The sequence below is a fragment of the Prauserella cavernicola genome (genome assembly GCF_016595675.1).
Taxonomy (GTDB): Bacteria; Actinomycetota; Actinomycetes; order Mycobacteriales; family Pseudonocardiaceae; genus Prauserella_A; species Prauserella_A cavernicola.
Genome location: NZ_JAENJH010000006.1, coordinates 36,115 through 56,594, shown reverse-complemented (window position 1 = coordinate 56,594; position 20,480 = coordinate 36,115). Strand labels below are relative to the sequence as shown.

Annotated in this window: 18 protein-coding genes and 1 pseudogene; 6 read left to right on the top strand and 13 right to left on the bottom strand. The window is 68.8% G+C overall.

What is annotated here, in order from left to right; translation table 11 throughout:
- Nucleotides 1–12 precede the first annotated feature (12 nt).
- Complete coding sequence (locus JHE00_RS22630) at nucleotides 13–291, top strand: hypothetical protein (RefSeq protein ID WP_200321440.1); 279 nt, start codon at nucleotides 13–15, stop codon at nucleotides 289–291.
- 66 nt (nucleotides 292–357) lie between these two features.
- On the opposite strand, the pseudogene JHE00_RS22625 reads toward JHE00_RS22630, so the two are convergent.
- Both JHE00_RS22625 and JHE00_RS22620 read right to left on the bottom strand, forming a co-directional pair.
- Nucleotides 358–495 (bottom strand): annotated as a pseudogene (locus tag JHE00_RS22625) (aromatic-ring hydroxylase C-terminal domain-containing protein); the annotation flags it as partial.
- Between the two features lie 154 nt (nucleotides 496–649).
- On the bottom strand, nucleotides 650–811 hold the full coding sequence (locus JHE00_RS22620; protein ID WP_200321437.1) for a hypothetical protein: 162 nt from the start codon (nucleotides 809–811) through the stop codon (nucleotides 650–652).
- A 39-nt stretch (nucleotides 812–850) separates the two neighbouring features.
- Here JHE00_RS22620 and JHE00_RS22615 point away from each other — a divergent pair, with 39 nt between their 5' ends.
- A complete protein-coding gene (locus tag JHE00_RS22615) occupies nucleotides 851–1,654 on the top strand; it encodes a helix-turn-helix domain-containing protein (protein WP_200321435.1) in 804 nt (267 codons plus the stop codon).
- Between the two features lie 85 nt (nucleotides 1,655–1,739).
- Nucleotides 1,740–2,429, top strand: a complete 690-nt coding sequence (locus JHE00_RS22610; protein WP_200321433.1) for a hypothetical protein — start codon at nucleotides 1,740–1,742, stop codon at nucleotides 2,427–2,429.
- 152 nt (nucleotides 2,430–2,581) lie between these two features.
- On the opposite strand, the gene JHE00_RS22605 is transcribed toward JHE00_RS22610, so the two are convergent.
- From JHE00_RS22605 to JHE00_RS22595, 3 genes are all read right to left on the bottom strand, one after another.
- The gene (locus JHE00_RS22605; protein ID WP_200321431.1) at nucleotides 2,582–3,841 is read right to left on the bottom strand and encodes a cytochrome P450; all 1,260 of its coding nucleotides are present in this window, start codon (nucleotides 3,839–3,841) and stop codon (nucleotides 2,582–2,584) included.
- A 118-nt stretch (nucleotides 3,842–3,959) separates the two neighbouring features.
- Nucleotides 3,960–4,946, bottom strand: coding sequence for a PDR/VanB family oxidoreductase (locus JHE00_RS22600; protein WP_200321429.1), 987 nt, complete (start codon nucleotides 4,944–4,946; stop codon nucleotides 3,960–3,962).
- A 127-nt stretch (nucleotides 4,947–5,073) separates the two neighbouring features.
- Entirely contained in the window at nucleotides 5,074–6,246 is a 1,173-nt protein-coding gene (locus JHE00_RS22595) for an epoxide hydrolase family protein (RefSeq protein ID WP_200321427.1), read from the bottom strand.
- A 213-nt stretch (nucleotides 6,247–6,459) separates the two neighbouring features.
- Here JHE00_RS22595 and JHE00_RS22590 point away from each other — a divergent pair, with 213 nt between their 5' ends.
- A complete protein-coding gene (locus JHE00_RS22590) occupies nucleotides 6,460–7,881 on the top strand; it encodes an FAD-dependent oxidoreductase (RefSeq protein ID WP_200321425.1) in 1,422 nt (473 codons plus the stop codon).
- A gap of 139 nt (nucleotides 7,882–8,020) precedes the next feature.
- Here JHE00_RS22590 and JHE00_RS22585 read toward each other — a convergent pair whose 3' ends face one another.
- The 6 genes from JHE00_RS22585 to JHE00_RS22560 are packed head-to-tail and all read right to left on the bottom strand — an operon-like array spanning nucleotide 8,021 to nucleotide 14,967.
- Nucleotides 8,021–9,175, bottom strand: coding sequence for an acyl-CoA dehydrogenase family protein (locus JHE00_RS22585; protein WP_200321423.1), 1,155 nt, complete (start codon nucleotides 9,173–9,175; stop codon nucleotides 8,021–8,023).
- Nucleotides 9,175–10,335: a CaiB/BaiF CoA transferase family protein gene (locus JHE00_RS22580; protein ID WP_200321421.1), complete on the bottom strand. Its 1,161-nt coding sequence runs from the start codon at nucleotides 10,333–10,335 to the stop codon at nucleotides 9,175–9,177. Before JHE00_RS22580 ends, JHE00_RS22585 begins: the two co-directional genes overlap by 1 nt.
- 1 nt (nucleotide 10,336) lies before the next feature.
- Nucleotides 10,337–10,852 (bottom strand): nuclear transport factor 2 family protein, encoded by a 516-nt coding sequence (locus JHE00_RS22575; RefSeq protein WP_200321419.1) that lies wholly within the window; start codon nucleotides 10,850–10,852, stop codon nucleotides 10,337–10,339.
- The gene (locus JHE00_RS22570) at nucleotides 10,849–11,247 is read right to left on the bottom strand and encodes a Zn-ribbon domain-containing OB-fold protein (RefSeq protein WP_200321417.1); all 399 of its coding nucleotides are present in this window, start codon (nucleotides 11,245–11,247) and stop codon (nucleotides 10,849–10,851) included. Before JHE00_RS22570 ends, JHE00_RS22575 begins: the two co-directional genes overlap by 4 nt.
- A gap of 1 nt (nucleotide 11,248) precedes the next feature.
- On the bottom strand, nucleotides 11,249–12,397 hold the full coding sequence (locus JHE00_RS22565) for a thiolase family protein (protein ID WP_200321409.1): 1,149 nt from the start codon (nucleotides 12,395–12,397) through the stop codon (nucleotides 11,249–11,251).
- Nucleotides 12,398–12,408: 11 nt separating this feature from the next.
- Nucleotides 12,409–14,967 carry a CaiB/BaiF CoA-transferase family protein gene (locus JHE00_RS22560; RefSeq protein ID WP_200321407.1) on the bottom strand — a complete coding sequence of 853 codons (2,559 nt, stop codon included), beginning with the start codon at nucleotides 14,965–14,967 and terminating at the stop codon, nucleotides 12,409–12,411.
- Nucleotides 14,968–15,150: 183 nt separating this feature from the next.
- Here JHE00_RS22560 and JHE00_RS22555 point away from each other — a divergent pair, with 183 nt between their 5' ends.
- A complete protein-coding gene (locus tag JHE00_RS22555; RefSeq protein ID WP_200321405.1) occupies nucleotides 15,151–17,616 on the top strand; it encodes a CaiB/BaiF CoA transferase family protein in 2,466 nt (821 codons plus the stop codon).
- 55 nt (nucleotides 17,617–17,671) lie between these two features.
- On the opposite strand, the gene JHE00_RS22550 is transcribed toward JHE00_RS22555, so the two are convergent.
- The gene (locus JHE00_RS22550; RefSeq protein WP_200321403.1) at nucleotides 17,672–18,229 is read right to left on the bottom strand and encodes a hypothetical protein; all 558 of its coding nucleotides are present in this window, start codon (nucleotides 18,227–18,229) and stop codon (nucleotides 17,672–17,674) included.
- A 177-nt stretch (nucleotides 18,230–18,406) separates the two neighbouring features.
- Entirely contained in the window at nucleotides 18,407–18,673 is a 267-nt protein-coding gene (locus JHE00_RS22545; RefSeq protein ID WP_200321401.1) for a hypothetical protein, read from the bottom strand.
- A gap of 135 nt (nucleotides 18,674–18,808) precedes the next feature.
- Here JHE00_RS22545 and JHE00_RS22540 point away from each other — a divergent pair, with 135 nt between their 5' ends.
- A complete protein-coding gene (locus tag JHE00_RS22540) occupies nucleotides 18,809–20,455 on the top strand; it encodes a hypothetical protein (RefSeq protein ID WP_200321399.1) in 1,647 nt (548 codons plus the stop codon).
- Nucleotides 20,456–20,480 lie beyond the last annotated feature (25 nt).

The following is a 20,480-nucleotide window of genomic DNA, read 5'->3' as shown; positions in this document are numbered from 1 at the left end:
TGGAGGCAGCACATGAGCATCACCGGCAGCACGCGCGGCGACCGGTTCCGCGAGCGCGCGGGCAGGATCGCCAGGCCCACCTTCACGATCTCGCTGCTGTGCAGCATGGTGCTCGGCACCGTGGTCGTGCTCGTCCAGCTCGCGGGTTCACTTCTCGGCGCGGGCGGGCTGGTCACCGGCGTCGCCGACACTCTCGGCCCCGCCGCCTTCGTGCTCGCGACTCTCGCGTGCGTCGTCTCACTGGTGCTCGGCTACACGCGGCCGGGGCGCGACACCGAGGCCGACTCCTGACCGCCGAGCGCCGACCGTAGAGGCACTGGTCCAGAACTCCCCGGCCTTTCGGTAGGGCAGGCGAAATCAGTTGGTGGGCTTGCCGAACCAACGGGAGCGGTGGTCGTCCAGGTCCCGCTGGTCGTCACCGATCCAGGCGACGTGACCGTCGGGGCGTAGCAGGACGCACGGAACATCCAATGCCGCGGTGGGATCCGCGACGTATGTCAAGGTCCACCGCAAGCTACAGGTCCGGCATCACCCCATCCAATCCATTTCCAGGCACATGAGCACGGCCCCGGAGGGACCCGCGGGGCCGAGTCCGGCCGTTCACTCGAACTTGGCGCTACAACTCCGCACGGACAACTGAGTAACGCACTTATTCGAACCATGCGGTATTCGTCACTGCTAGTGCCGCCGGGTCGTGGGCGTGGGCGTCGCGGTGGATGTCGGCGCGCAGGGCACGCCAGCGGTCGATGGGCCCGTCGAGGTGGTGGTCGGTGACGGCGTGGACAGCGCAGTTGAGCGCGGCCCAGGCCATGACTCCTCACGGGCCGGCCACGATCCCTACTGTGGGGACATGAGCGAACACGAAGCCGTGGGAGTCCTCATCCGCCGCTGGCGTGAGCGCCGCAGGCGCTCCCAACTCGACCTTTCGATCGCGGCCGAGGTCTCGACCCGTCATCTGAGCTTCATCGAGACGGGTCGGTCGCAGCCGAGCAAGGACATGATCAACCGGCTGTGCGACGAGCTGGACGTCCCGCTGCGAGAGCGCAACGGCCTCTACCTGGCGGCCGGCTACGCGCCCGTTCACTCCGAGCACCCGCTGGCCGACCTCGACCTCGCACGGACGGCCATCGACGCGGTCCTCACAGGACATGAGCCTCATCCCGCTGCCGCGGTCGACACCCGCTGGGGCCTGCTCGCCGCCAACGACGCGATGACCCGTTTCCTGTACGACGTGCCGCAACACGTGCGCGAGCCCGACCTGAACATGCTGAGGGTGACGATGCATCCCGACGGCATGTCGGGCCGGCTGGTCAACCACGCCCAGTGGCGGACACTCACCCTGCGGCGCGTGCGTCGCCAGTACGAGCGAACCGCCGATCCCGCGCTGGCCGAGCTGCTCGGTGAGTTGGAGAGCTACCCCGCTCCCCCGCAATCCGCCCGCGAGGTGCCTGGTTCGCAGACCGACCTCGTCACCCCGCTGCTACTCGACACCGGCTTCGGCCGGCTCTCGCTGCTCTACACCGTGACGATCTTCGGATCTCCCCGAGACATCACCCTCGACGAGATCGCCATCGAGACCTTCTTTCCCGCGGACCAGCCCACCCGCGAGCTCCTGGCCCACCTCGCGGCCCCCGAGGGGAGCACACCACATTGACCCCTGAGGTAATTGTCCGGCCACGACGGGCCCTGTCACGCTGCGATCTCCCGGCAGCCAGCCGGAACGACAGAAGGGCACGACCTTGCTCCTGATCGAGATCGCCCATCCAGAGGACACCCTCGACGACAACGACCACCAGGTGCTGTCCAACTCCATCGTCGATCTGTTTCTCGCCCCCGACGGACATGCCGAAGAGACGGACCAGCGGGCACGGACCACCACCCACATCGCCTTCCGTGAGCTGCGGAACTGGCGCACGGGGCACGGCACGCCACCGAAGGACGCCGCGCCACCGATGATCCTCACCGTCACCGTGCCAGAGGCGTGGCGCGCCGAAGCGGGGCGCACCTTCATCGGCCTGTTGCGCACGGCCGTCCAGCGGCTGGACACCGCACGCGACTGGAAGCGCGAACGGGGGACCCTCTGGGTACGCGTGGACGGCGTCCCCGACGGCGACATCGGGCTCGACGGACGTCCGGCGACCTCGGAGGACGTGCTCGACTTCCTCACCGAGGACTTCCGCGCAGCCCAGGCAAGCGGCACCACGACGCCCGCTCCCGAAGGGAAGCTGATCGACCCGGTGTGCGGCATGACAGTGGCCGACCGCGGCAACGCCGTCACCATCGTGCACAACGGCGTCCGGCTGGGCTTCTGCGCGCACGGCTGCCGCAACTCCTATGCGCAACGCCACGGCATCCCCGTGCCGGGCGACGACCCACGGTCGGCGACGACCCCGAGATCATCGCGGAGTTCAACGAACACACCCTCGTAGGCCGCCTTGCCGCCCCGGAGGAGATCGTCGAGGCAGCGGCACGATCAAGGACTCACCTCAGGTCCGATGTAGACGCCGCAGTGGGTCGCGACCGGTTACCCGACCGCGACCCGCCACGGCGCACCCTCATGGATTGAACCTGACCGAGGGAATCAGGACAGCTCTCGCGGGCCGGGTTCGAACACGAGATGCACGTTGTTCACACCCCAGGCGAGCCCGAGGTGTTCCTGCGGCGTCTGGTCGGGATCGAGGCGGAACGTCGGCAGCCGACGGCGCAGCTCCTCGTAGGCGATGCGCAGTTCCAACCGGGCGAGATGCACCCCGACACAGCGGTGCGGGCCCATGCCGAAACCGACGTGGGGCTTGGTGCTGGAATCGACGAACCGGTCGAGTTTCACCTCGTCGGGGTTGTCGTAGTGAGCGGGATCCCGGTTGGCGACAGCCAGCGGGAAGTGCACCCGCTCCCCCTTGGGCAACGTGAGCCCGCCTACCTCGACCGAGTCCTGGGTCACTGTGCGCGTCGGCACCGGCGGGGTGGCCCACCGGACGAACTCCTCCACGGCGGACTCCACCCGGCCGGGTTCGTCTAGCAGTTGTGCCCATTGCTCAGGGTGCTGCGCCAGGTGCACCATGCTCTGCCCCAGCACGCTCTGCACCGTGTCCAGACCCGCCAGCATCATGAGCAGGAACAGGTCGAACAGCTCGGTGTCGGAAAGCTTCTTGCCATCGACCTCGGCGTCGATAGCCGCCGAGGTGACGTCGTCCCGTCGCGGCGCCGCCCTGCGCTCGGCGATCAACGCGAACATGTAGTCCCTGACCTCACCATGAGCCTTCGCTCGCGCGGCGTTGGCCTCGTCCTCGCTCGCTCCCGGCAATCCGTGCATCACGACGTCGACCCAGCCGTTGAGCCGCTCGACGTCCTCCTCCGGCCAGCCCATGATCTTCATGACCGTAACCCCGGGGAAGGGCAGCGCGAACCCCTTGCCGAAATCGCAGCGGCCGTCCTCGATCCAGTCGTCGATCAAGCGATTGGCCCAGGCGCGCAGGTCGCCCTCCAGGCTGGCCACCCGTTGGGGAGAGAACGCCGGATCGAGCATCGCGCGGAACCCGCGGTGCCGCTTGCCATCCAGCTCGATCGGAATCATGCCGTCCTCCGAGCCGGAGGAGTTCACCCCATCGGGATCGTTGGGAAAGCTGACGAATCCCCGGTTGCTCCGACGCAGCACGCTCGCGATGTCGTCGTAGCGCGTGAGAACCCAGCACCCGTTGCCCCGCGCCGAATAGCTGACGGGCAGCTCGTCGCGCCGCTTCGCGAGCTCGTCCAGCTGTTCGGCGATCGGCACGTTCCCGTACGGGTCGTAGTCACGCCGGTGCGTGCCTCGCAAGTCGTCGAGGGGAACGTCTGTGGTCATGCTCAACTCCAAGCAGTCGTGTGGTGGAATCACTGCCTAACTATGTGACCCTGCCAACATAGCTTAACTTGAGGATAATTAGACAGCAGCAGAAGCCGCATTGGGGCATCACTGAGAGTCAGAGGTCGAGCACCAGCCGCGGACAGAGCGAACGTGAGACACAGACCATCATCGTCTCGTTCGTCTCCCGCTCGGCAGGCGTCAGCAGAGAGTCACGGTGTTCCGGTTGTCCACTCAGGACGACGGTCTCGCAGGCACCACAGGTGCCCTCCTGGCAGGACGACACCACTTGGACGCCGTTCTCCTCCAGCACTCCCATGATGCTCTTGTCCGGAGGCACCGACAGGGTCATCCCGGACTGCGTCAGTTCGACCTCGAACGCTTCGGACAGCACCGGCTCTTCCAGCTGCCTCGGCGCGAAACGCTCGACGTGCAGCGCACCGCTGGGCCAGCGTTCGCAGGCGTTCTCGACCGCTTGCAGCAACGCTTCGGGACCACAACAGTAAACAGCGGTCCCCGGACGCACCGTGCCGAGCAGGCCGGTCAGGTCCAGCAGGCCGAACTCGTCCTGCGGCCGGACGGTGACGGACTCGCCGTACCGGTCCTCCAGCTCATCGACGAAGCTCATGCTCGCCCGCGTGCGCCCGCCGTAGACGAGTTCCCACCGGACGCCCCGCCGCTGCGCGACGCGGATCATCGGCAACAACGGCGTGACACCGATACCGCCGGCGATGAAGATGTAGGACTCGGCCGGGTCCAGCGTGAAGTTGTTGCGCGGGCCCCGCACCTCCAGCGACGCGCCCTCGGTCAGCTCGTCGTGCACGTGGACGGAGCCGCCCCGCCCCTCGGGCTCGCGAAGTACCGCGACCTGCCACGACCGCCGATCCGACGGATCCCCGCACAGGGAGTACTGCCGGACCATGTCGCCGGGCAGCAGCAGATCGATGTGCGCACCCGGCTCCCAGGCCGGCAGGTCCCGTCCCTGCGGGTCCCGCAGCTCGAGCAGGACGACATCGGACGCCGGCTTCTCCTTGCGGGCCACACAGAGCAGCCTCACCTCCTCTGAGTCGCCAACGACGCGCTGCTCGTCGACTACCTCGGGCATCGTTGACCGCCAATCTCGTCGTCAGCGTCCGGCGTGAAGGAGGAATCCGCCCCAAACTGGCAAGCTTGAGCGCATAGCATGTTGAACATAATAATAACCTTATTAGGGGCAGGCGAGACAGGGACACTCACCTCAGGGCCCGGAAGAACTCACGAAGGTCCGCCACTATCAGTTCGGGAACCTCGGCCGGTCCGAAGTGGCCACCACGCGGGTAGCGGGTCCAGCGCCGTAGATCCGTGTCCTGCTCGGCGTGCAGCCGGGGAAGCGCACTGACGTCACCCGGGAGCACACCGATCGCGAGCGGCACCTCGATCCGGGAGTTCTCCGGTGGCGGCGCGTCCTCCCGCGCGGACTCCCAGTAGTAGCGCATGGACGAGCCGATCGTCCCGGTCAGCCAGTAGATCATCACGCCGGTCAGCAGGTCGTCACGCGAGTAGACCGACTCGAGATCACCGCCGCACTGCGACCAGTTGCGGCGACGTTCGAGCAGCCACGACGCGAGGCCGACCGGTGAGTCGCTCAACGCGAACGCCAGAGTCTGCGGATCGTGGCTGTGTACCGCCAGGTGACTGGCCACCAGCGCGGCGCCCGCCCGGTCCCGCTCATGATCACCGGCTTCGTCGGGGCCGTAGTCCTGCGGACCGGCCACCGACACACCGACTCCGGCCGCGCCTGCCGGCCGCCGGTAGCGACTGAGGTGAACGCCGATGAGATCCGCCGGGAAGTCCTGTGCCATGCGCTGGGTGACCACCGCACCGAAGTCGCCCCCGAGGGCGGCGAATCGCTCGTAGCCCAGCACCTCACGCATCAGCCGTCGCCACAACCGCGCGGTGGCCGCGACTCCGATACCGGGCACGGTGAGCGGCGACGAGTAGCCGAAGCCCGGCAACGACGGAATGACGACGTCGAAGTCGTCGCCCGCCTGGCCACCCCACGCCTCGGGGTCGGCGAGAGGCTCGATCATGTCCGCGAAGTCCCAGAACGTCCACGGCCAACCATGCGTGAGCAGTAGTGGCACCGGAGCCGGGCCCGCGCCTCGGCGATACAGGAAGTGGACGGGCACGCCGTCGAGCTCAACCCGGTAGTGCTCGAACCTGTTCATCCTCGCTTCCTGGGCACGCCAGTCGTACTCGTCGATCCAGTACTGGACCAGCGGCGCGAGGTAGGCCCGGGAGGTGCCGTAGCGCCAGTCGTCGTTGTGCGGATCGGCGGCCCATCGCGTCGACCGAAGTCGTCGCCGGAGGTCGTCCAGCTCGCTGTCGGACGCTTCGATGGCGAACTGCTCCACGCGTGGGGTCATCGGCATCCTTTCGCTGCGGTCCGGCGGCAGCGCGCTGGACGACCATATGAACATAGTAGTAACATAACTTCACGTCGGCCACGAAATGTGCGAGCTCCGGCCCCGCCCGAGCCGTCGAACGCCACCGTCAGGCCATGGCGAGCCAACGCCGAACGCATGCACGGTCCGGATCGCCGCGCGCGTTCGCACTATCTGATCCAGGAGAGACGCGATATGAGCCAGTCCTCGACCAACGTCGGCAGCGAGTCCGGGGAGAAGTTCAGGCGGGCCGTCATCATCGGTGGGAGCATGGCCGGGTCGCTGACAGCCGCGGCCGTCGCTCCGCACTTCGAGGAAGTCCTCGTCCTGGATCGCGACGAGTTCCCGCAGACACCACAGCAGCGCAACGGCGTTCCCCAGGGCGCTCACTTCCATGCCCTGCTGGCGGCAGGCCGCAATGCCATGGACGAACTGCTGCCCGAGTTCTCCACGCTCGCGGTCAAGATGGGCGCGGCCGAACTCGACTCCACCGCTGACGTCATGCGGCTGGACCGGGCGGGCTGGTCGCCGCGGTTCTCCTCACCGTTGACCTTCATCATGGCGAGCCGCCCGCTGCTGGAATGGGTCGTCCGCGACCGGGCCTCCGCCATCGAATCCGTGAGCTTCCGGCCGCGGCACGAAGTGGCCGGCCTGCTCAGCGAGAACGGAGCCGTGACCGGTGTCCGGCTGGCCGACGGCACACAGCTGGCGGCGGACCTCGTCGTCGACGCGAGTGGCCGACGCTCGGTCGCCCCGGGGTGGCTCGACGAACTGGGATACCCCAGGCCGGTCGAAACGCTGGTCAACGCTCATTGGGGCTACGCCAGCACGTTCGTGCGGGTTCCGCAGGACTGGGATCCCGGTTTCCGCGCTCTGGCCTGCGTGCCCTACGGCGAGGGTGCGCTCACGACGGCAGCCGAGCGGCGGGCCATGGCCATGTGGGTCGTGGAGGGCGAGCGACGCTGGATCCTGACCGTGCAGGGTTCGGCAGGTGACTACCCTCCGCGCAAGGAGGCCGACCTCAAGGAGTTCGTGGGGAGCATCGGCGTTCCCGAATTGGACCAGGCCCTCTCGGAGATCGAGTATCCCGAGCGCATCCTGATCTGGCGGGACACCACCAACCGAATGCGGGACTACGCGGGGTCGGCGGAGCGACCGGAGAACTTCTTCACCATCGGTGACGCGTGGACCGCGTTCAATCCGGTGTACGGACAGGGCATGACGGTGGCGGCGCTCAGCGCACGCGCCTTGTCCCACGAGATCGCCGCACACCTGCGCGAGCGACCTGGCACCCTGCGAGGACTGGCTGACCGGTTCTACGACAGGACCAGCGAACTCGTGACGTTCTGCTGGAACTCCTCGACCGCGCTGGACTACCGAATCCCCGGTGTCGAGGTGACCGTCGACGGCCGGCCACAGGATCAGTCGGAGTCCGCCGGCTCGCTGGAGTTCTCCGACCGGCTCGCGGTGTGGGCGTCGCTCGACAAGGACCGCTACGTCAAGTACCGGGAGACGACCCAGCTATTGCGCTCGAACGACTGGCTGCGAAGCGACGACGTGGTCGACGAGATCAAGGACAGGTGGGAGGAGCTCGGCGCGCTGCTCACACCGCGCTGAGCGGCCAGGCGCTCCGAGCCCTCGTGACTTCGGCCGAGCAGCCGCGTCACCGGTGGCCGTCGGCTCACGGAGCCGACGGCCACCGGTGACGCGGTCGCGCAGTGCGTGCCCCGCCGGCAACAGGGCTCCCACCTCGGCGCTAGCCGATCCGATGGCGCTTGACCAACTGACGCGCGATGACATTGCGCTGGATCTCGTTCGTGCCCTCGCCCACGATCATCAAGGGCGCATCGCGGAAGTACCGCTCCACGTCGAACTCCGTGGAGTACCCGTAGCCGCCGTGGACCCGCACCGCGTTCAGCGCGATCTCCATCGCGGTCTCCGAGGCGAACAGCTTCGCCATGCCGGCTTCCAGGTCCGCCCGCTCCCCCGAGTCGTAGCGGCGTGCGGCATACAGCACCAGCTGGCGCGCGGCCTCCAGCTTCGTGCCCATGTCGGCCAGGTGGTTCCCGACGGACTGGTGCTGCCAGATCGGCTTGCCGAACGACTCGCGCTCCTGCGCGTACCGCAGAGAGTCCTCCAGCGCCGCACGTCCCACTCCCAGTGCCCGGCAGGCGACCTGGATCCGGCCGATCTCCAGTCCGCGCATCATCTGCCCGAACCCGAGGCCCTCCTCGCCACCGAGCAAGGCGGAGGCTGGAGCCTGGAAATCGGCAAAAGCCAGCTCGCAGCTCTCGACGCCCTTGTAACCGAGCTTGGGCAGGTCTCGTGAGACGTGGAAACCAGGCCCCTTCTCCACCAGCAGGATGCTGATTCCCTTGTGCGCCGGTGTCGCCGCGGGATCCGTTTTGCACAGCAGTGCGACCAGCTGCGACCGCCGTGCGTTCGTGATCCACGTCTTCGACCCGTTCACCACGTAGCCGTCGGCCACCCTGCGCGCGACGGTCCGCATCGCCTGCAGGTCCGAGCCGCCGCCTGGTTCGGTGAGTGCCATCGTGGCCCGGATCTCTCCGGTCGCCATCCTCGGCAGATATCGGTCCTGCTGTTCCGGTGTTCCGAATGCCACCAGTAGCTTCGCCACGACGGTGTGCCCGCCCATCGCGCCGGCCAGGCTCATCCAGCCACGCGCGAGCTCCTCGGTGACCGCCGCGTAGCACTGCGCCGACACCGATGCCTCGCCCCACGGCTCGGGCACCGCGAGCCCGAAGATCCCCAGCTGCTTCATCTGCTCGATGAGCTTCTCCGGATAGGTGTTGGTGTGGTCCAGTTCCTGTGCGGCAGGCCGCACCTCGCGGTCGACCCACTCGCCAACCAGCGCCACGATCGCGGCTTCGTCCTCGCTGAGCCCGGACATCACGGTTCCTTCCTCTGTTGCTCGCCGAATCCGAACTCCGCCCGGATCGCGTCGGTGTGCTCGCCCAGCGCCGGCACCGCGGCCATCGCCGGCTCCCGCCCGGCGACCTCGACCGGCGGCACGAGGGCTCGCACGGCGCCGCCCGGTGTGGCGACCTCGCGCCAGCGCTCGCGAGCCGTCAGCTGCGGATGCCGGGTGAACGCCTCGGGAGTACGCAGCCGCGCGGTCGCGATGCCGGCGCGGTCGAGTTGGTCGATGACCTGCTCGACCGGCTGCTGCGCGAACGACTCCTCGATCACGGCGGTCAGCTCGTCGTGGTGCCCGACCCGGTCGGTGTTGGTGCGGAACCGCTCGTCGTCGGCGAGTTCAGGACGCCGCAGCACCTCACGGCACAGAACGCGCCACTCGCGGTCGTTCTGCACCGCCAGGAACACCTTGCCGTCGGCGGTCCGGTGTGGACCGTACGGCGAGATCGACGGGTGCCGCGCTCCGGTGCGGCGCGGCGGTTCCTGCCCGTAGCTGGAGTAGTACGCAGGCTGGCTCATCCACTCCCCGAGCGCGTCGATCATCGCGACGTGCAGGCTCGCGCCCTGCCCTGTGCGCTCCCGCTCGTACAGCGCGGTCAGGATCCCGCTGTACGCGTACATGCCGGTGGCGATGTCGGCGATGGAGATGCCCGCCTTCGACGGTGACTCCGGCGTACCGGTCGACATCACCAGCCCGGTCTCGCACTGCACCAGCAGGTCGTAGGCCTTCTTCGCCCGGTAGGGACCCGACGGGCCGTACCCCGAGATCGAGCAGTGGATCAGGCTCGGCCGTGCGGCACGCAGTGTGCCCGCGCCGAGGCCGAGCCGCTCAGCCGCGCCGGGCGCGAGGTTCTGGACGAACACGTCCGCGTGCTCCACGATCGTGCCCAGCAGTGCCCGGTCACCCGGTTCCTTGACGTCGAGCTCGATGCTTTCCTTGCCACGGTTGAGCCACACGAAGTAGCTCGACTGTCCGTGCACCGTCCGGTCGTACCCGCGCGCGAAGTCCCCCACGCCGGGACGCTCGATCTTGATCACCCGCGCACCGAGGTCGGCGAGGTGCCGGGTCGCGAAGGGTGCGGCCACCGCCTGTTCGAGCGTGACGACGGTGATGCCCTCCAGCGGCTGGGGCATCTCAGGCCCGCTCCGTCGAGGTCAGCACCTCGGCCGTGTCGGGCGCACCGAGCATCCGACGTTTGCGCACCGCGATCCGCCACTCACCATCGGCCTTGACCAGCCGCCATTCGTTCGTCGACGCGCTGAGCAGTCTCAACCGGGAACCGTCCTGGTGGAAGATGAACGAGTACCCGGCGGCCACGGCGGTGTCGCCGCGCACCGTGACGGTCAGGTTGTTGCCTTGCAGGTGCAGGCTCCGCCCGGCGAACCCGTCGCCGTGCGCGGCCGTCCGGTCGGTGAGAAACGTCCGCATCGCCTCCCGGCCTTCCCAGCGCAGCACCGCGTACGGGTCGTCGGTGCCGCCCCTGGAGACGTCCATCGCACCGTCCTCGGTGAACAACGCCAGGTACTCGTCGTCGAGGCAGGCGTCGGCGTAGTAGCCGTAACGCGAGAGCAGCTCCCGAATCCTCCGTTCGTCCTCCAGTTCGCCGAGCCGCTTCTCCACCGCGGCCAGCCGGTCCTCCAGGTCGCTCACGATGCGGTGCCTCCTGCCGCCGGGGCGAAGACCGGGACGAGCCCGGTGCCTGCGATGTCCTCGAACGTGGCTTCCACAGCGGCTCCCACCGGGTCGGCCGAACCGAACCCGGTCAGCCGGGTCAGCAGTCGTACCCCGCAGGTGAGCTCCACCAGGGCGACGTTGTACGGGATCCGCTCCCGCAGGGACTTGTCGTACGCGCGGTGGTAGACCACCCAGCTCCACACGGTTCCCCGTGGCTCCACCGGCTTCCAGGTGAACCCGCGGCCCAGGCACTCCGGGCACACGCCCGCGGCGGGCCATCGGACGAATCCGCACTCGTCACAGTGCTGGAAGGTCAGCGTCGCGTTGCCGGCCTGGTCCCAGAACACAGAGCCGTCCGTCGTGGCGTCCATGTCAGCTCCTGTCCGTGCTGAGGATCGTGCTGGCCGCTTTCATGAACCCGAAGGTCGAGCAGTACTGCGCCGTGCGCAGCCCGTCCAGCTGGCGCTCGCCTGCCTCACCGCGCAGTTGCCGCACCGCCTCGCACAGGTGCAGGAAGCCCCACATGTACGCCTCGGACAGCTGCCCACCGTTCGTGTTGAGCGGCAGCTTCCCGCCGAACCCGACCTCACCATTGCGGAACGCCTCGCCGACACCGCCGGGCTGCACGAACCCGTACAGCTCCAGCATCTGCAGCACCCACACGCTCGTCGGGTCCTGGATGTAGAGGGCGTCGATGTCGGCACGCTCGATCCCGGCGGCAGGGTAGATCCGTTCGGCGACCCGTTCGATCCACGGCCGCATCCACTGGTCGGCGTTCTGCCGGTCACGCAGCCCGGTCTGCTGGGCGATGCCCTGCACGTGCACCGGCTTGTCGGACAGATCCGCAGCACGGTCGGCGCTCGTGACGATCAGGCAGGCTCCACCGTCGGAGATCATGCAGAGATCCGCCCGGCGCAACGGTTCCACGAGATACGGCTGGGCCAGGTAGTCGTCGAGGCTCAGCGGTTCGCGGAAGATCGCGAGCGGGTTGTCCCGCGCGTACCGGCGCTGCGACACGGCGATGTGCCCCAGGTCTCGCTCCGTGGTGCCGTAGCGGTGCTGGTGCCTGCGGAATGCCATGCCGGCCGGGCCCGCGACGTTGAGGAAGCCGTACACCGACGCCTCGTCCTGGCGGCCGAGCGGATGGCTGAACCGGTTGCCGCTGCTGCGCTGGTTCGTGCCGTAGACGATCGCGACCGTGCTCGCCAGGCCTGCGTCGATCACCGCGCACGCCAGGTGCAGCGAGAAGTTGCACGTGCCGTAGTCGAGGGTGGCGCTGTAGCCGGGGTTGAGCCCGGCCAGCCTGCCGATCTCGGTGTCGATACCGAAGCCGCCGTATGACTTGCACGTGATCAGACCATCTACTTCGGACTTCTGGATTCCGTTCTCACGCAGTGTGAGACGCAGTGCCTCGACGGCGATCTCGTCGGCGGAGATGCCGGGCACGGTGCCCTGTTCGGTGTTGCCCGCCGCGACGATCGCGGAGCGGCCGCGGATGGCTCCGCGCGGTTGGCTCGTCATGTACCGCCCCTTCAGATGATGCCTTCGGCGGCGAGCGCGTCGACCTCGGTGGCCGACAGGCCGAGCAGCCGTCCGTAGACCTCGTGGTTGTGCTCGCCGTAGGTGGGCGCACCGGCGTCGACCGGCCCGCCCGCGTGCTGTGGGGTGTCGCTCAGCTTCACGGACGGCGCTGCCACGGGCCAACGTCCGAAGTCGGTCGCGTTCAGCTCGGTGAGCCAGTCCAGCGCGGCCAGCTGCGGGTCGCGCTCGACGCGGTCCTCCGCGTTCTGCGCGACACCGGCCGGAACGCCCGCGTTCTGCAGCTGTTCCATCAGCTCGAAGGCGTCCTGCCCGCTCGTCCACTCCTCGACGAGCTTGTCGAGGTCACCGCGATGCCGCCCGCGGGCCTCCGCCGTCGCGAACTCCGGCCGCTCCAGCCACTCCAGGCGCCCGGCCTGCTTCGCCAGCGCGATCCACTCGTCCTCGGTCTCGCAGGTGATCGCGATCCACCGGTCGGCGCCAGTGCACCGGTAGATGCCTTCCGGCGCGGCGGTCCCGTACGGCGAGCGGTTGCCCGCTCGCTTCCACTCGCGCCCGTTGACCTGGAAGTCCAGCGTGGGCACGGCCGTCATGAACAGACCCACTTCGCACTGCGAGGCGTCGATCGCCTGTCCCTGCCCGGTCTGCTGGTGGTGGTAGAGCGCGCTGAGGATCGCGAGCGCGAAACTGTAGGCGCCGAACCAGTCCAGGTAGGAGTAGCCCCAGCCGGCGGGCGGGAACGGATCGGGCAGCCCGCTCATCTCCGATGTGCCCGCGAAGGCCTGTGCGACCGGGCCGATGGTCCGGAAGCGCCCGTAGACACCCTCCGTGCCCATCCCGGACTGCTTGGCGTAGATGATGTCGGGCTTGATCTCGCGCAGCACGTCGTAGCCGAGTCCCCAGCTCTCCATCACGCCCGGGGAGAAGCCCTCCGCGACGATGGTGCTCTGCCCGACGAGCCGTCTGGCGATCGCGAGGCCCTCGGGATGCTTGACGTTGAGCGAGATCCCGCGCTTGCCGGGGTTCTTGTTGTTGTACTGCGCACCGACCGGGCCGCCCAGGTCGGCTGGCCAGCGCGAGGGCACCGGTCCGGTTGCCCGCTCGCGCGCCTCGCGCCCGCCCTCCGGCGCCCCACCACGGCGCGGGTCGAGGTTCTTGTGCCATTCGACCTTGATCACCTCGGCGCCGAGCGACGCCAGGAACCTGGTCGCGCCCGCGGAAGCGAGCATCCACGTGAAGTCGAGGATCCGCACGCCCTGCAACGGGAACGGTCGACCGTGCACGGACAGCTGTTCCGGCTCGGGCACCGGCACCGGCTTGACCGGGTTCCGGGGGCTCGTCGTGAAGACCGACTCGCGATCCTCGTCGAGCCGCGGCGCACGGCGGCCGGTGGTCCAGCCGCTTCCCGTGCTGATCCACTTGCTCACCGGATAACGGAAGCTGCGGCCCAGCTCGGGATGCTCGACCTCGGTGTAGGTGCCGCGCTGCAACCAGTGCTCGTCGTAGGCGTTCTCGTGCGGCTTGCGCACCGGCACCCACATCAGGCCGGCTTCCTGCGCCTGCCGCCACGGGACGTTCTCGTGCAGGTACCGGCGGACGGTGTGCTCGACCGCGTCCATGTTGCGCGCGGCTCCGCCCTCCATGCCGGGCAGCACGCGCGAGTCCTTCTCCTTCTCGTCGCTGCCGTCGCTGACGTCGGGAGCGCCGATGCCGTGCTCGGCGAGGAACGGTTTGAGCAGCGTGGCGTTCCGGGTGCTGGCCAGCGTGTAGCGGCCGTCCTTGCTGGCGAAGATGGAACGATGCCGGGACACACCCGGCGCCGAGTGGCGGCAGGTCTGCCGGTTGAACGGCGTGCGCAGGCAGACCCACGACATGAGATCGCCCTCGGTGTTCTTCGCGACCGCCTCGTGCAGCGCGCAGGACAGGTACTGGCCCTCTCCGGTGGTGGCCCGGCGCATCAGCGCGGCGACGATGGTGAACGCCATCTGCTCACCGCCGATGGCGTAGGTGTGCCCGAGCTGCGGAGCGATCGGCCGCAGGTCGTAGCCGCCGGCGGGGTCCGGATCGTAGCCGCAGTTCATCACCGGGCCGCCCAGCGCGAGGTGCACCAGGTCCGAGGCCTTCCAGTTCCGCCGGGGGCCCGTGTCGCCGAAGGGGGTGATGCGCGCGTAGATCAGCGCGGGGAACCGAGCCCGCAGCGCATCGCTGCCCAGTCCCCGCTCGTCGAGATGGTCGATGTCGCCGGCATCGAGCACCACGTCGGCTTCGCCCGCGAGCTCGGCGAACCGCGTGACGCCGGCAGGCTCGTCCAGGTCGAGCACGACCGACTTCTTGCCGCGGTTGTACGCCCAGAAGTGCAGCGAGCGGTCGGGATCCGGCATGTCGTCGACAAAGGGGCCCGTGCTGCGGCTCGCGGCGCCCGACGGCGGCTCGATCTTGATCACCTCGGCGCCGAGGCCCGCGAGCACGAGGCCGCAGTACTCGCCCTTCTGGTCGCCGAACTCGAGGACTCGGACTCCGGCGAGGCTTCCCGGATTCGCACTGTCGGTCACTGGACGGCCTTTCATCACGATCACTACAGCGACCAACATTAGAACATGTTTAGAGCCGACACGGGAGGCTCCCCGGAACAGGGCTCCGTCACAGCGCACACCAGTCCACGCTCCCACTGTGACGTTTGCTATTGTGTTCAATGTTGTGTTTTGGGTGGATGCCTACCTATGCTCAGAGCTACTATGGCTCACACTTCTTCCGCCCGGCCGCTCGCCGGAGTCCGCGTCCTCGACTTCTCCCGGGTGGTGTCCGGTCCGTTCGCGTCCCAGCTGCTCGCGGATCTCGGCGCCGAGGTCATCCGCATCCAGGCGCTCCCGGCCGGGCAGGCCCACGCCGACGCCGGTCCAGGAGCACTGACCGAAGCGGAGGCCTTCACCTGGGGCATCGGGCGCAACAAACACTCGGTGTGCGTCGACCTGAAGAACCCACGCGGGCGGGAGCTGGTCGAGCGGCTGGTCTCGGTGTCCGACATCGTGTTCGACAACTTCCGGCCGGGCGTCATGCGCAGGCTCGGACTCGACCGCGAGGCGCTCGTCCGGCACAACCCGTCGATCATCACGTGCTCGCTCACCGGGTTCGGGGAGAGCGGGCCCTGGTCCACCATGCCCGCCTACGACCCGATCGTGCAGGCGATGTCGGGGGCGATGAACTACACCCGCCTGGACGGGGCTGGGGCGCCGGTCCGCTGGGGCATCCCGATCGGTGACCTGTTCGCCGGGCTGTTCTGCGGGATCGGCATCGTCGCCGCGGTACTGCACCGCGACCGGTGCGGAGCAGGCCAGCACGTCGACGTGTCGATGCTCGACGTGATGCTCGCACTCAACACCTACCGGGTTCCGCAGGCGCTGAGCATGGGAGAGGAGCCAGAGCCGTCGCCCTTCGAGGGCGGCCAGGGCACGGTGCCGTTCGGCAACTTCGAGTGCCGCGACGGCTGGCTCGCGATCTGTATCAGCCAGCGAGCCTGGAGCGCGGCGTGCGACATCCTCGGCAGGCCCGACCTCGCGACCGACGAGCGCTTCAGGACCCAGCTCGCCCGGCACGCCCATCGCGACGAGCTGGTGTCGATCCTGCGGTCGGTGTTCCTGGAGCACAGCGCGGACGAGCTGCAGGCGCGGTTCATGGAGGCCGGGGTGGTCGGCGGAAAGGTGCTGCGGGTCGCGGAGGTGTTCAGCCACCCGCAGGTGGTCGCGCGTGGGATGGCGGTGGAGATCGGCGACGACCACGGCCGTAGCGCCATCGTGGCGGGAGACCCGTTGAAGTTCAGCGACTCCGAGCACTGGCGCGCGCCGAGCCGTGAGGGCAGCGACACCCGCGCGGTGCTGTCCGCGTTGCTGGGCACGACCGACGCCGAACTGGACGAGCTGTGCGCCGCGGGGGTGGTGCACGCGGCCCGGACCGCGGATGGCCGCTTCGCGGAGTCGAGCTACGCGACGCAACCGCGCGCTGGTTCCGCGCCGCCCGCGCAACCGCGGGGAGAGCTCGGCCGGTCGCTGGACGGCACCGTGGTGCTGGAACTCAACGGCGACGAGCCGAGCAAGGGGTTCGCCGCGCAGTTGCTCGCCGATCTCGGCGCGACCGTGATCCGGGTCGACCGCCCGGCGAGCAGGCACCTCGAGCCCTATCCCGACTCCACCAGGGAGGCCGCGTTTCGCCACGGGCTCAACCGGGGCAAGTCGAGCGTGTTCGCCGACCTCAAGACCGAACCCGGCCTCGAGTTCTTCGGCAGGCTCGTCCGCGAAGCCGACGTCGTGCTCGACAACTACCGGCCGGGCGTGCTGGACCGCCTCGGTATCGGTGAGGAGTCGTTGCGGGAGCTCAACCCGCGCACGATCGCCTGCTCCATCACCGGGTTCGGGCACAGCGGCCCGTGGAGCCGATACCCGGCGTTCGACAACGCGATCCAGGCGCTCGGCGGCGGAATGAGCGTCACCGTCGACCACACCCGGCCGGAAGTCCCGGTGCGCTGGGGAAACCCGATCGGCGGGCTCACTGGCTCGCTGTACGCGACGCTCGGCACGCTCGCCGCGCTGCGCCTGCGCGATCGGACGGGCGAGGCGAGGCGCCTGGACGTGAGCCTGCTCGACGCACAGGTCGCGCTGCTGGCCTACCGGGTGCCGCAGGCCGTCACACTGGGCAAGGCGTTTCTGCCCGAACCCCGGCGTGGCGGTAGCGGGTCACTGCCGTTCGGGGTGTTCAAGTGCGCGGACGACCGCTGGTTCACGATGTGCATCACGCCGCAGTTCTGGGGCCGGTTCTGTGAGATCGCAGGAGTGCCGCACTGGCGCGACGACCCTCGGTTCGTCACCGAGCCCCTGCGACGGGAGAACGAAACAGCGCTCAACGCCTTGCTGGACGAGCAGCTGCTCACCAAGGAGGCCGGTGAGTGGGAGCGGTTGTTCTTCGAGCACAAGCTCCCCGGTGCGGTCGTGGTCGACCTGACCAGCGCGTTCGGGCACGACCAGGCCCAGCATCGCGGGATGTGCATGAAGTTGCCCGACGCCGAGCACTCCGGTGGCGTCCAGGTGGCCGGCTTCCCCATCAAGTTCTCCGCCGCGGCGCCGGTTCCCGCGCACCCCGCACCCCGGCACGGCGCCGACACCGACCGGATGTCCCGCGAGGTCGGCTTCGGCGCCAAGACCTTCAGCTGACCACGCGAAGAAAAAGGGGGCCGGGATGCCCCGGCCCCCTTCTCGTGTCCCGAACTCACGCCTTGATCTCGTGCTCCCGCTGTTCCGACACTCCCAGCAGTTCGTCGAGCTTGACCCTGGCCGTCTGCAGGCGCTGGGCGTACTCGTTGCGCTCCTCGATCATGCGGTCCCGCTCCGCGCGCAAGGCCTCGATGTCGGCGGTGATCTCCTCGTGCGACTCGCCGGTCGGACTCGCGGCGACGCCCGACAACTGCCGGACCACGGCGCGGGCGAGCTTGTCGTAGTCGATCCGGACGACGCCGTCCTCCACGTCCGTCGCCTGCGACAGCGGGACCGTCAACGCGTCCGGCCGGACAGGCGCGGGCTGCGGAACCGCGGCGCGCGTGGCAGAGGGCGTCGCCGAAATGCGGTAGGTGCGCTTGCCCCGGATCTCCCGGGCGATCTCCCCGTCCCGGTCCATCGCGGCGATCAGCTGGATGAAGGCGACGCCCGATCCCTCGTAACCGATCAGATCCTTGAGCACACTCGTCGCGTGCCCGGAAGGGTCATCGACAGGCCCCTGCCCGACCAAGTAGTTCCGGATGCGGGTCCTGGCCGTGCGATCGCGAGCCACGATGTCCACCCACCCTCAAGCCTCGGTATCCGTGTCGCGGCGGCCAATCGTGGTCGGAGACCACTCCGGACTGCCACTCGTACCGGAACATGGTAGCGCAACACCGTTGCGGCAACATAGCAAAAGCAGAGAACGCCCGGACGAACCAGCTGTCCTCGATCACCGTTGCCAGTCGTGCTACGAACCGAGGTGCAACGCCCCTTCGGGCAGCTCCACCGATGCGAGGCCGAGCAGTGCCCGCCAATCGAGGCGGTGCCGCGCACGGGAGCCGAGGGTCGCCGGGACCGCGCCGGAGGCGCCGGCGAGGACACCGATCCGCGCAGCCGCGCTCAGGACCAGACTCTCCCAGGCTTGGTAGCCTTCGCGGTCGTCGGCCGGAGGCGGTCCGGGAAGAAGGTCCGCGGCCTGACGCGCCAGAGCCGCGATGTGCTGCCAGTTCTCCACGCGCTCCTCCAGCCGGCACATCTGCGTTGACGGGACGGGCGTCCTTCGCTCGCGACGCCCGCCACGAGGACTGTAGGACGCGCCGATTCCGTCGTCAAGTGATGCCATTGACGCGTCTGCGGTAGACTGCCCGCGATGAACGGGAACGCGAAAGAGTCGATCTCCGAGGCACTGGAGCGACTCGCACTCACCCTCGGCGAGAACGGCGCCGTACCAGTGCCCGAGCTCGTGCGGGCACTGGAGCGCGCCGCGGAGCGGCTGCGGACCCGCTCGGTGTCGACAGAGCTGCCGCATGACCTCGTCACCCAGGCCGAAGCGTCCCGCGCGGTCGGCGTCAGCCGCCAAGCCGTGAACCAGTGGGTGCGCAACGGGCTCGTCCGCTCGTTCGTTCGCGACGGCGGCAGCAGCCGGTACGCTCCCGAGGTCTCGCTGTCCGAGATCGCCATCGCCGCGAACCGGCGCACCCGTGAGGTCCCGTTCTCCGCGCCGCTGCGCAAGGAACTGCTCGAGTTCCTCCTGCTCTTGGAGCAGGGCTCGACCGAACAGCTGGCCCGCGCACTCCGCGACTGCATCGAGGACGACAACTTTCCCGGCGAGGCGCAGGAACAGATCCGGGTACTGCGGGAGTTCGTGCTCGCGTCCATGGGCGACGGTGAGCAGCAGCACGAGTTCACCGCCGCGGGCGTCACGATGCTGGCGGGCATGTCACCGCGCTTCGAGGTGGACACGAACTCACCGTTCGGCAAGCTGCTGGACTCGCTCGATCTGCTGGTGCACTCGACGGACGGGACCGACGGGTTCGACTCCCCCGCCACAGCTATCGTCGGCCTGCTCGGCGCGGCCACGGTCGGCGCGCAGTACCCGGGCTCCGACGCCGACGTCGGCCGCACGATCGCTGACACCGCGGAGAAGGTCTGGGGCGCCGACTGGACCGCTCGCCTCTACGACGCCGCCTTCCACATCGGTGAGCTGCGCCCGACTCCGCTGACGCGGTACACGGCATCACTGACCTATTTGGACAACAACCGCTTTCTCCGCCAGGCCCAGGCCTCCGGGGTGAGCATCACCTACGCGCGCGGTCCGGGACCGATCCTGCCGGAACGCTTCTACGGTGCCCACATCCTCGCCGACATCCTGTCGGATGCCAGGGACGAGTCGGCGGTGTGGCGGTGGTCGCCGGAGCACGGCCCGCGGGAACGTCCCATCGAGCTGCCAAGCACCGACAACCCGTTCCGGGTGTTCCACTACGAGTACGGCCTGATCGACTCGAGCATCTACGGCATCCGGCGGTACTGCTTCTCGGCGGCCGACGCGCGCGACAAACTGCGCGCCCAGCTCGACGGCCTGTCCTCGGATCGACGATCCGCCTATCTCGAACTCGTGACCAGCACGTTGACCCGCACGCTGCGCGAGCCCTACGTCGAGCTCGTCTCGATCGCGCGCAGGGAAGACTTCGACTGGTGGAAGGACCACATCATCCGGGCGTCCGAGCGCGAGATCCTGATCGGCCTGCGCGACGAGCGAGCCCGCCGTACCGCGCACGGCCTGCTGGTCCAGACCAGCCTGCTGCCCAAAGTGGTGGAGGCGGCGGACTCCGATGGATCGCTACGCGAGCGCTTGCGCATCTACGTCAAGAACCTCGAGTTCGACGTGGTGGACGTGCGCTACCACGACGACGTCCGCCGTGACATCAGCCGGATCGTGAAGGCAGGCGGCCGCAGGCTGACCGAGGACGAGGCTCGGGCACTGGCCGAGACCGAGATCCGGTCGCTGCTGGACTGACGCCGCCGGCACCGGCGGCGTCAGT

Excerpts from the sequence above, each read along its gene's own strand:
- JHE00_RS22630 (WP_200321440.1), top strand. The coding sequence starts at position 13 with ATGAGCATCACCGGCAGCACGCGCGGCGACCGGTTCCGCGAGCGCGCG.
- JHE00_RS22620 (WP_200321437.1), bottom strand. The coding sequence starts at position 811 with ATGGCCTGGGCCGCGCTCAACTGCGCTGTCCACGCCGTCACCGACCAC.
- JHE00_RS22615 (WP_200321435.1), top strand. The coding sequence starts at position 851 with ATGAGCGAACACGAAGCCGTGGGAGTCCTCATCCGCCGCTGGCGTGAG.
- JHE00_RS22605 (WP_200321431.1), bottom strand. The coding sequence starts at position 3,841 with ATGACCACAGACGTTCCCCTCGACGACTTGCGAGGCACGCACCGGCGT.
- JHE00_RS22600 (WP_200321429.1), bottom strand. The coding sequence starts at position 4,946 with ATGCCCGAGGTAGTCGACGAGCAGCGCGTCGTTGGCGACTCAGAGGAG.
- JHE00_RS22595 (WP_200321427.1), bottom strand. The coding sequence starts at position 6,246 with ATGACCCCACGCGTGGAGCAGTTCGCCATCGAAGCGTCCGACAGCGAG.
- JHE00_RS22590 (WP_200321425.1), top strand. The coding sequence starts at position 6,460 with ATGAGCCAGTCCTCGACCAACGTCGGCAGCGAGTCCGGGGAGAAGTTC.
- JHE00_RS22585 (WP_200321423.1), bottom strand. The coding sequence starts at position 9,175 with ATGTCCGGGCTCAGCGAGGACGAAGCCGCGATCGTGGCGCTGGTTGGC.
- JHE00_RS22580 (WP_200321421.1), bottom strand. The coding sequence starts at position 10,335 with ATGCCCCAGCCGCTGGAGGGCATCACCGTCGTCACGCTCGAACAGGCG.
- JHE00_RS22570 (WP_200321417.1), bottom strand. The coding sequence starts at position 11,247 with ATGGACGCCACGACGGACGGCTCTGTGTTCTGGGACCAGGCCGGCAAC.
- JHE00_RS22565 (WP_200321409.1), bottom strand. The coding sequence starts at position 12,397 with ATGACGAGCCAACCGCGCGGAGCCATCCGCGGCCGCTCCGCGATCGTC.
- JHE00_RS22555 (WP_200321405.1), top strand. The coding sequence starts at position 15,151 with ATGGCTCACACTTCTTCCGCCCGGCCGCTCGCCGGAGTCCGCGTCCTC.
- JHE00_RS22540 (WP_200321399.1), top strand. The coding sequence starts at position 18,809 with ATGAACGGGAACGCGAAAGAGTCGATCTCCGAGGCACTGGAGCGACTC.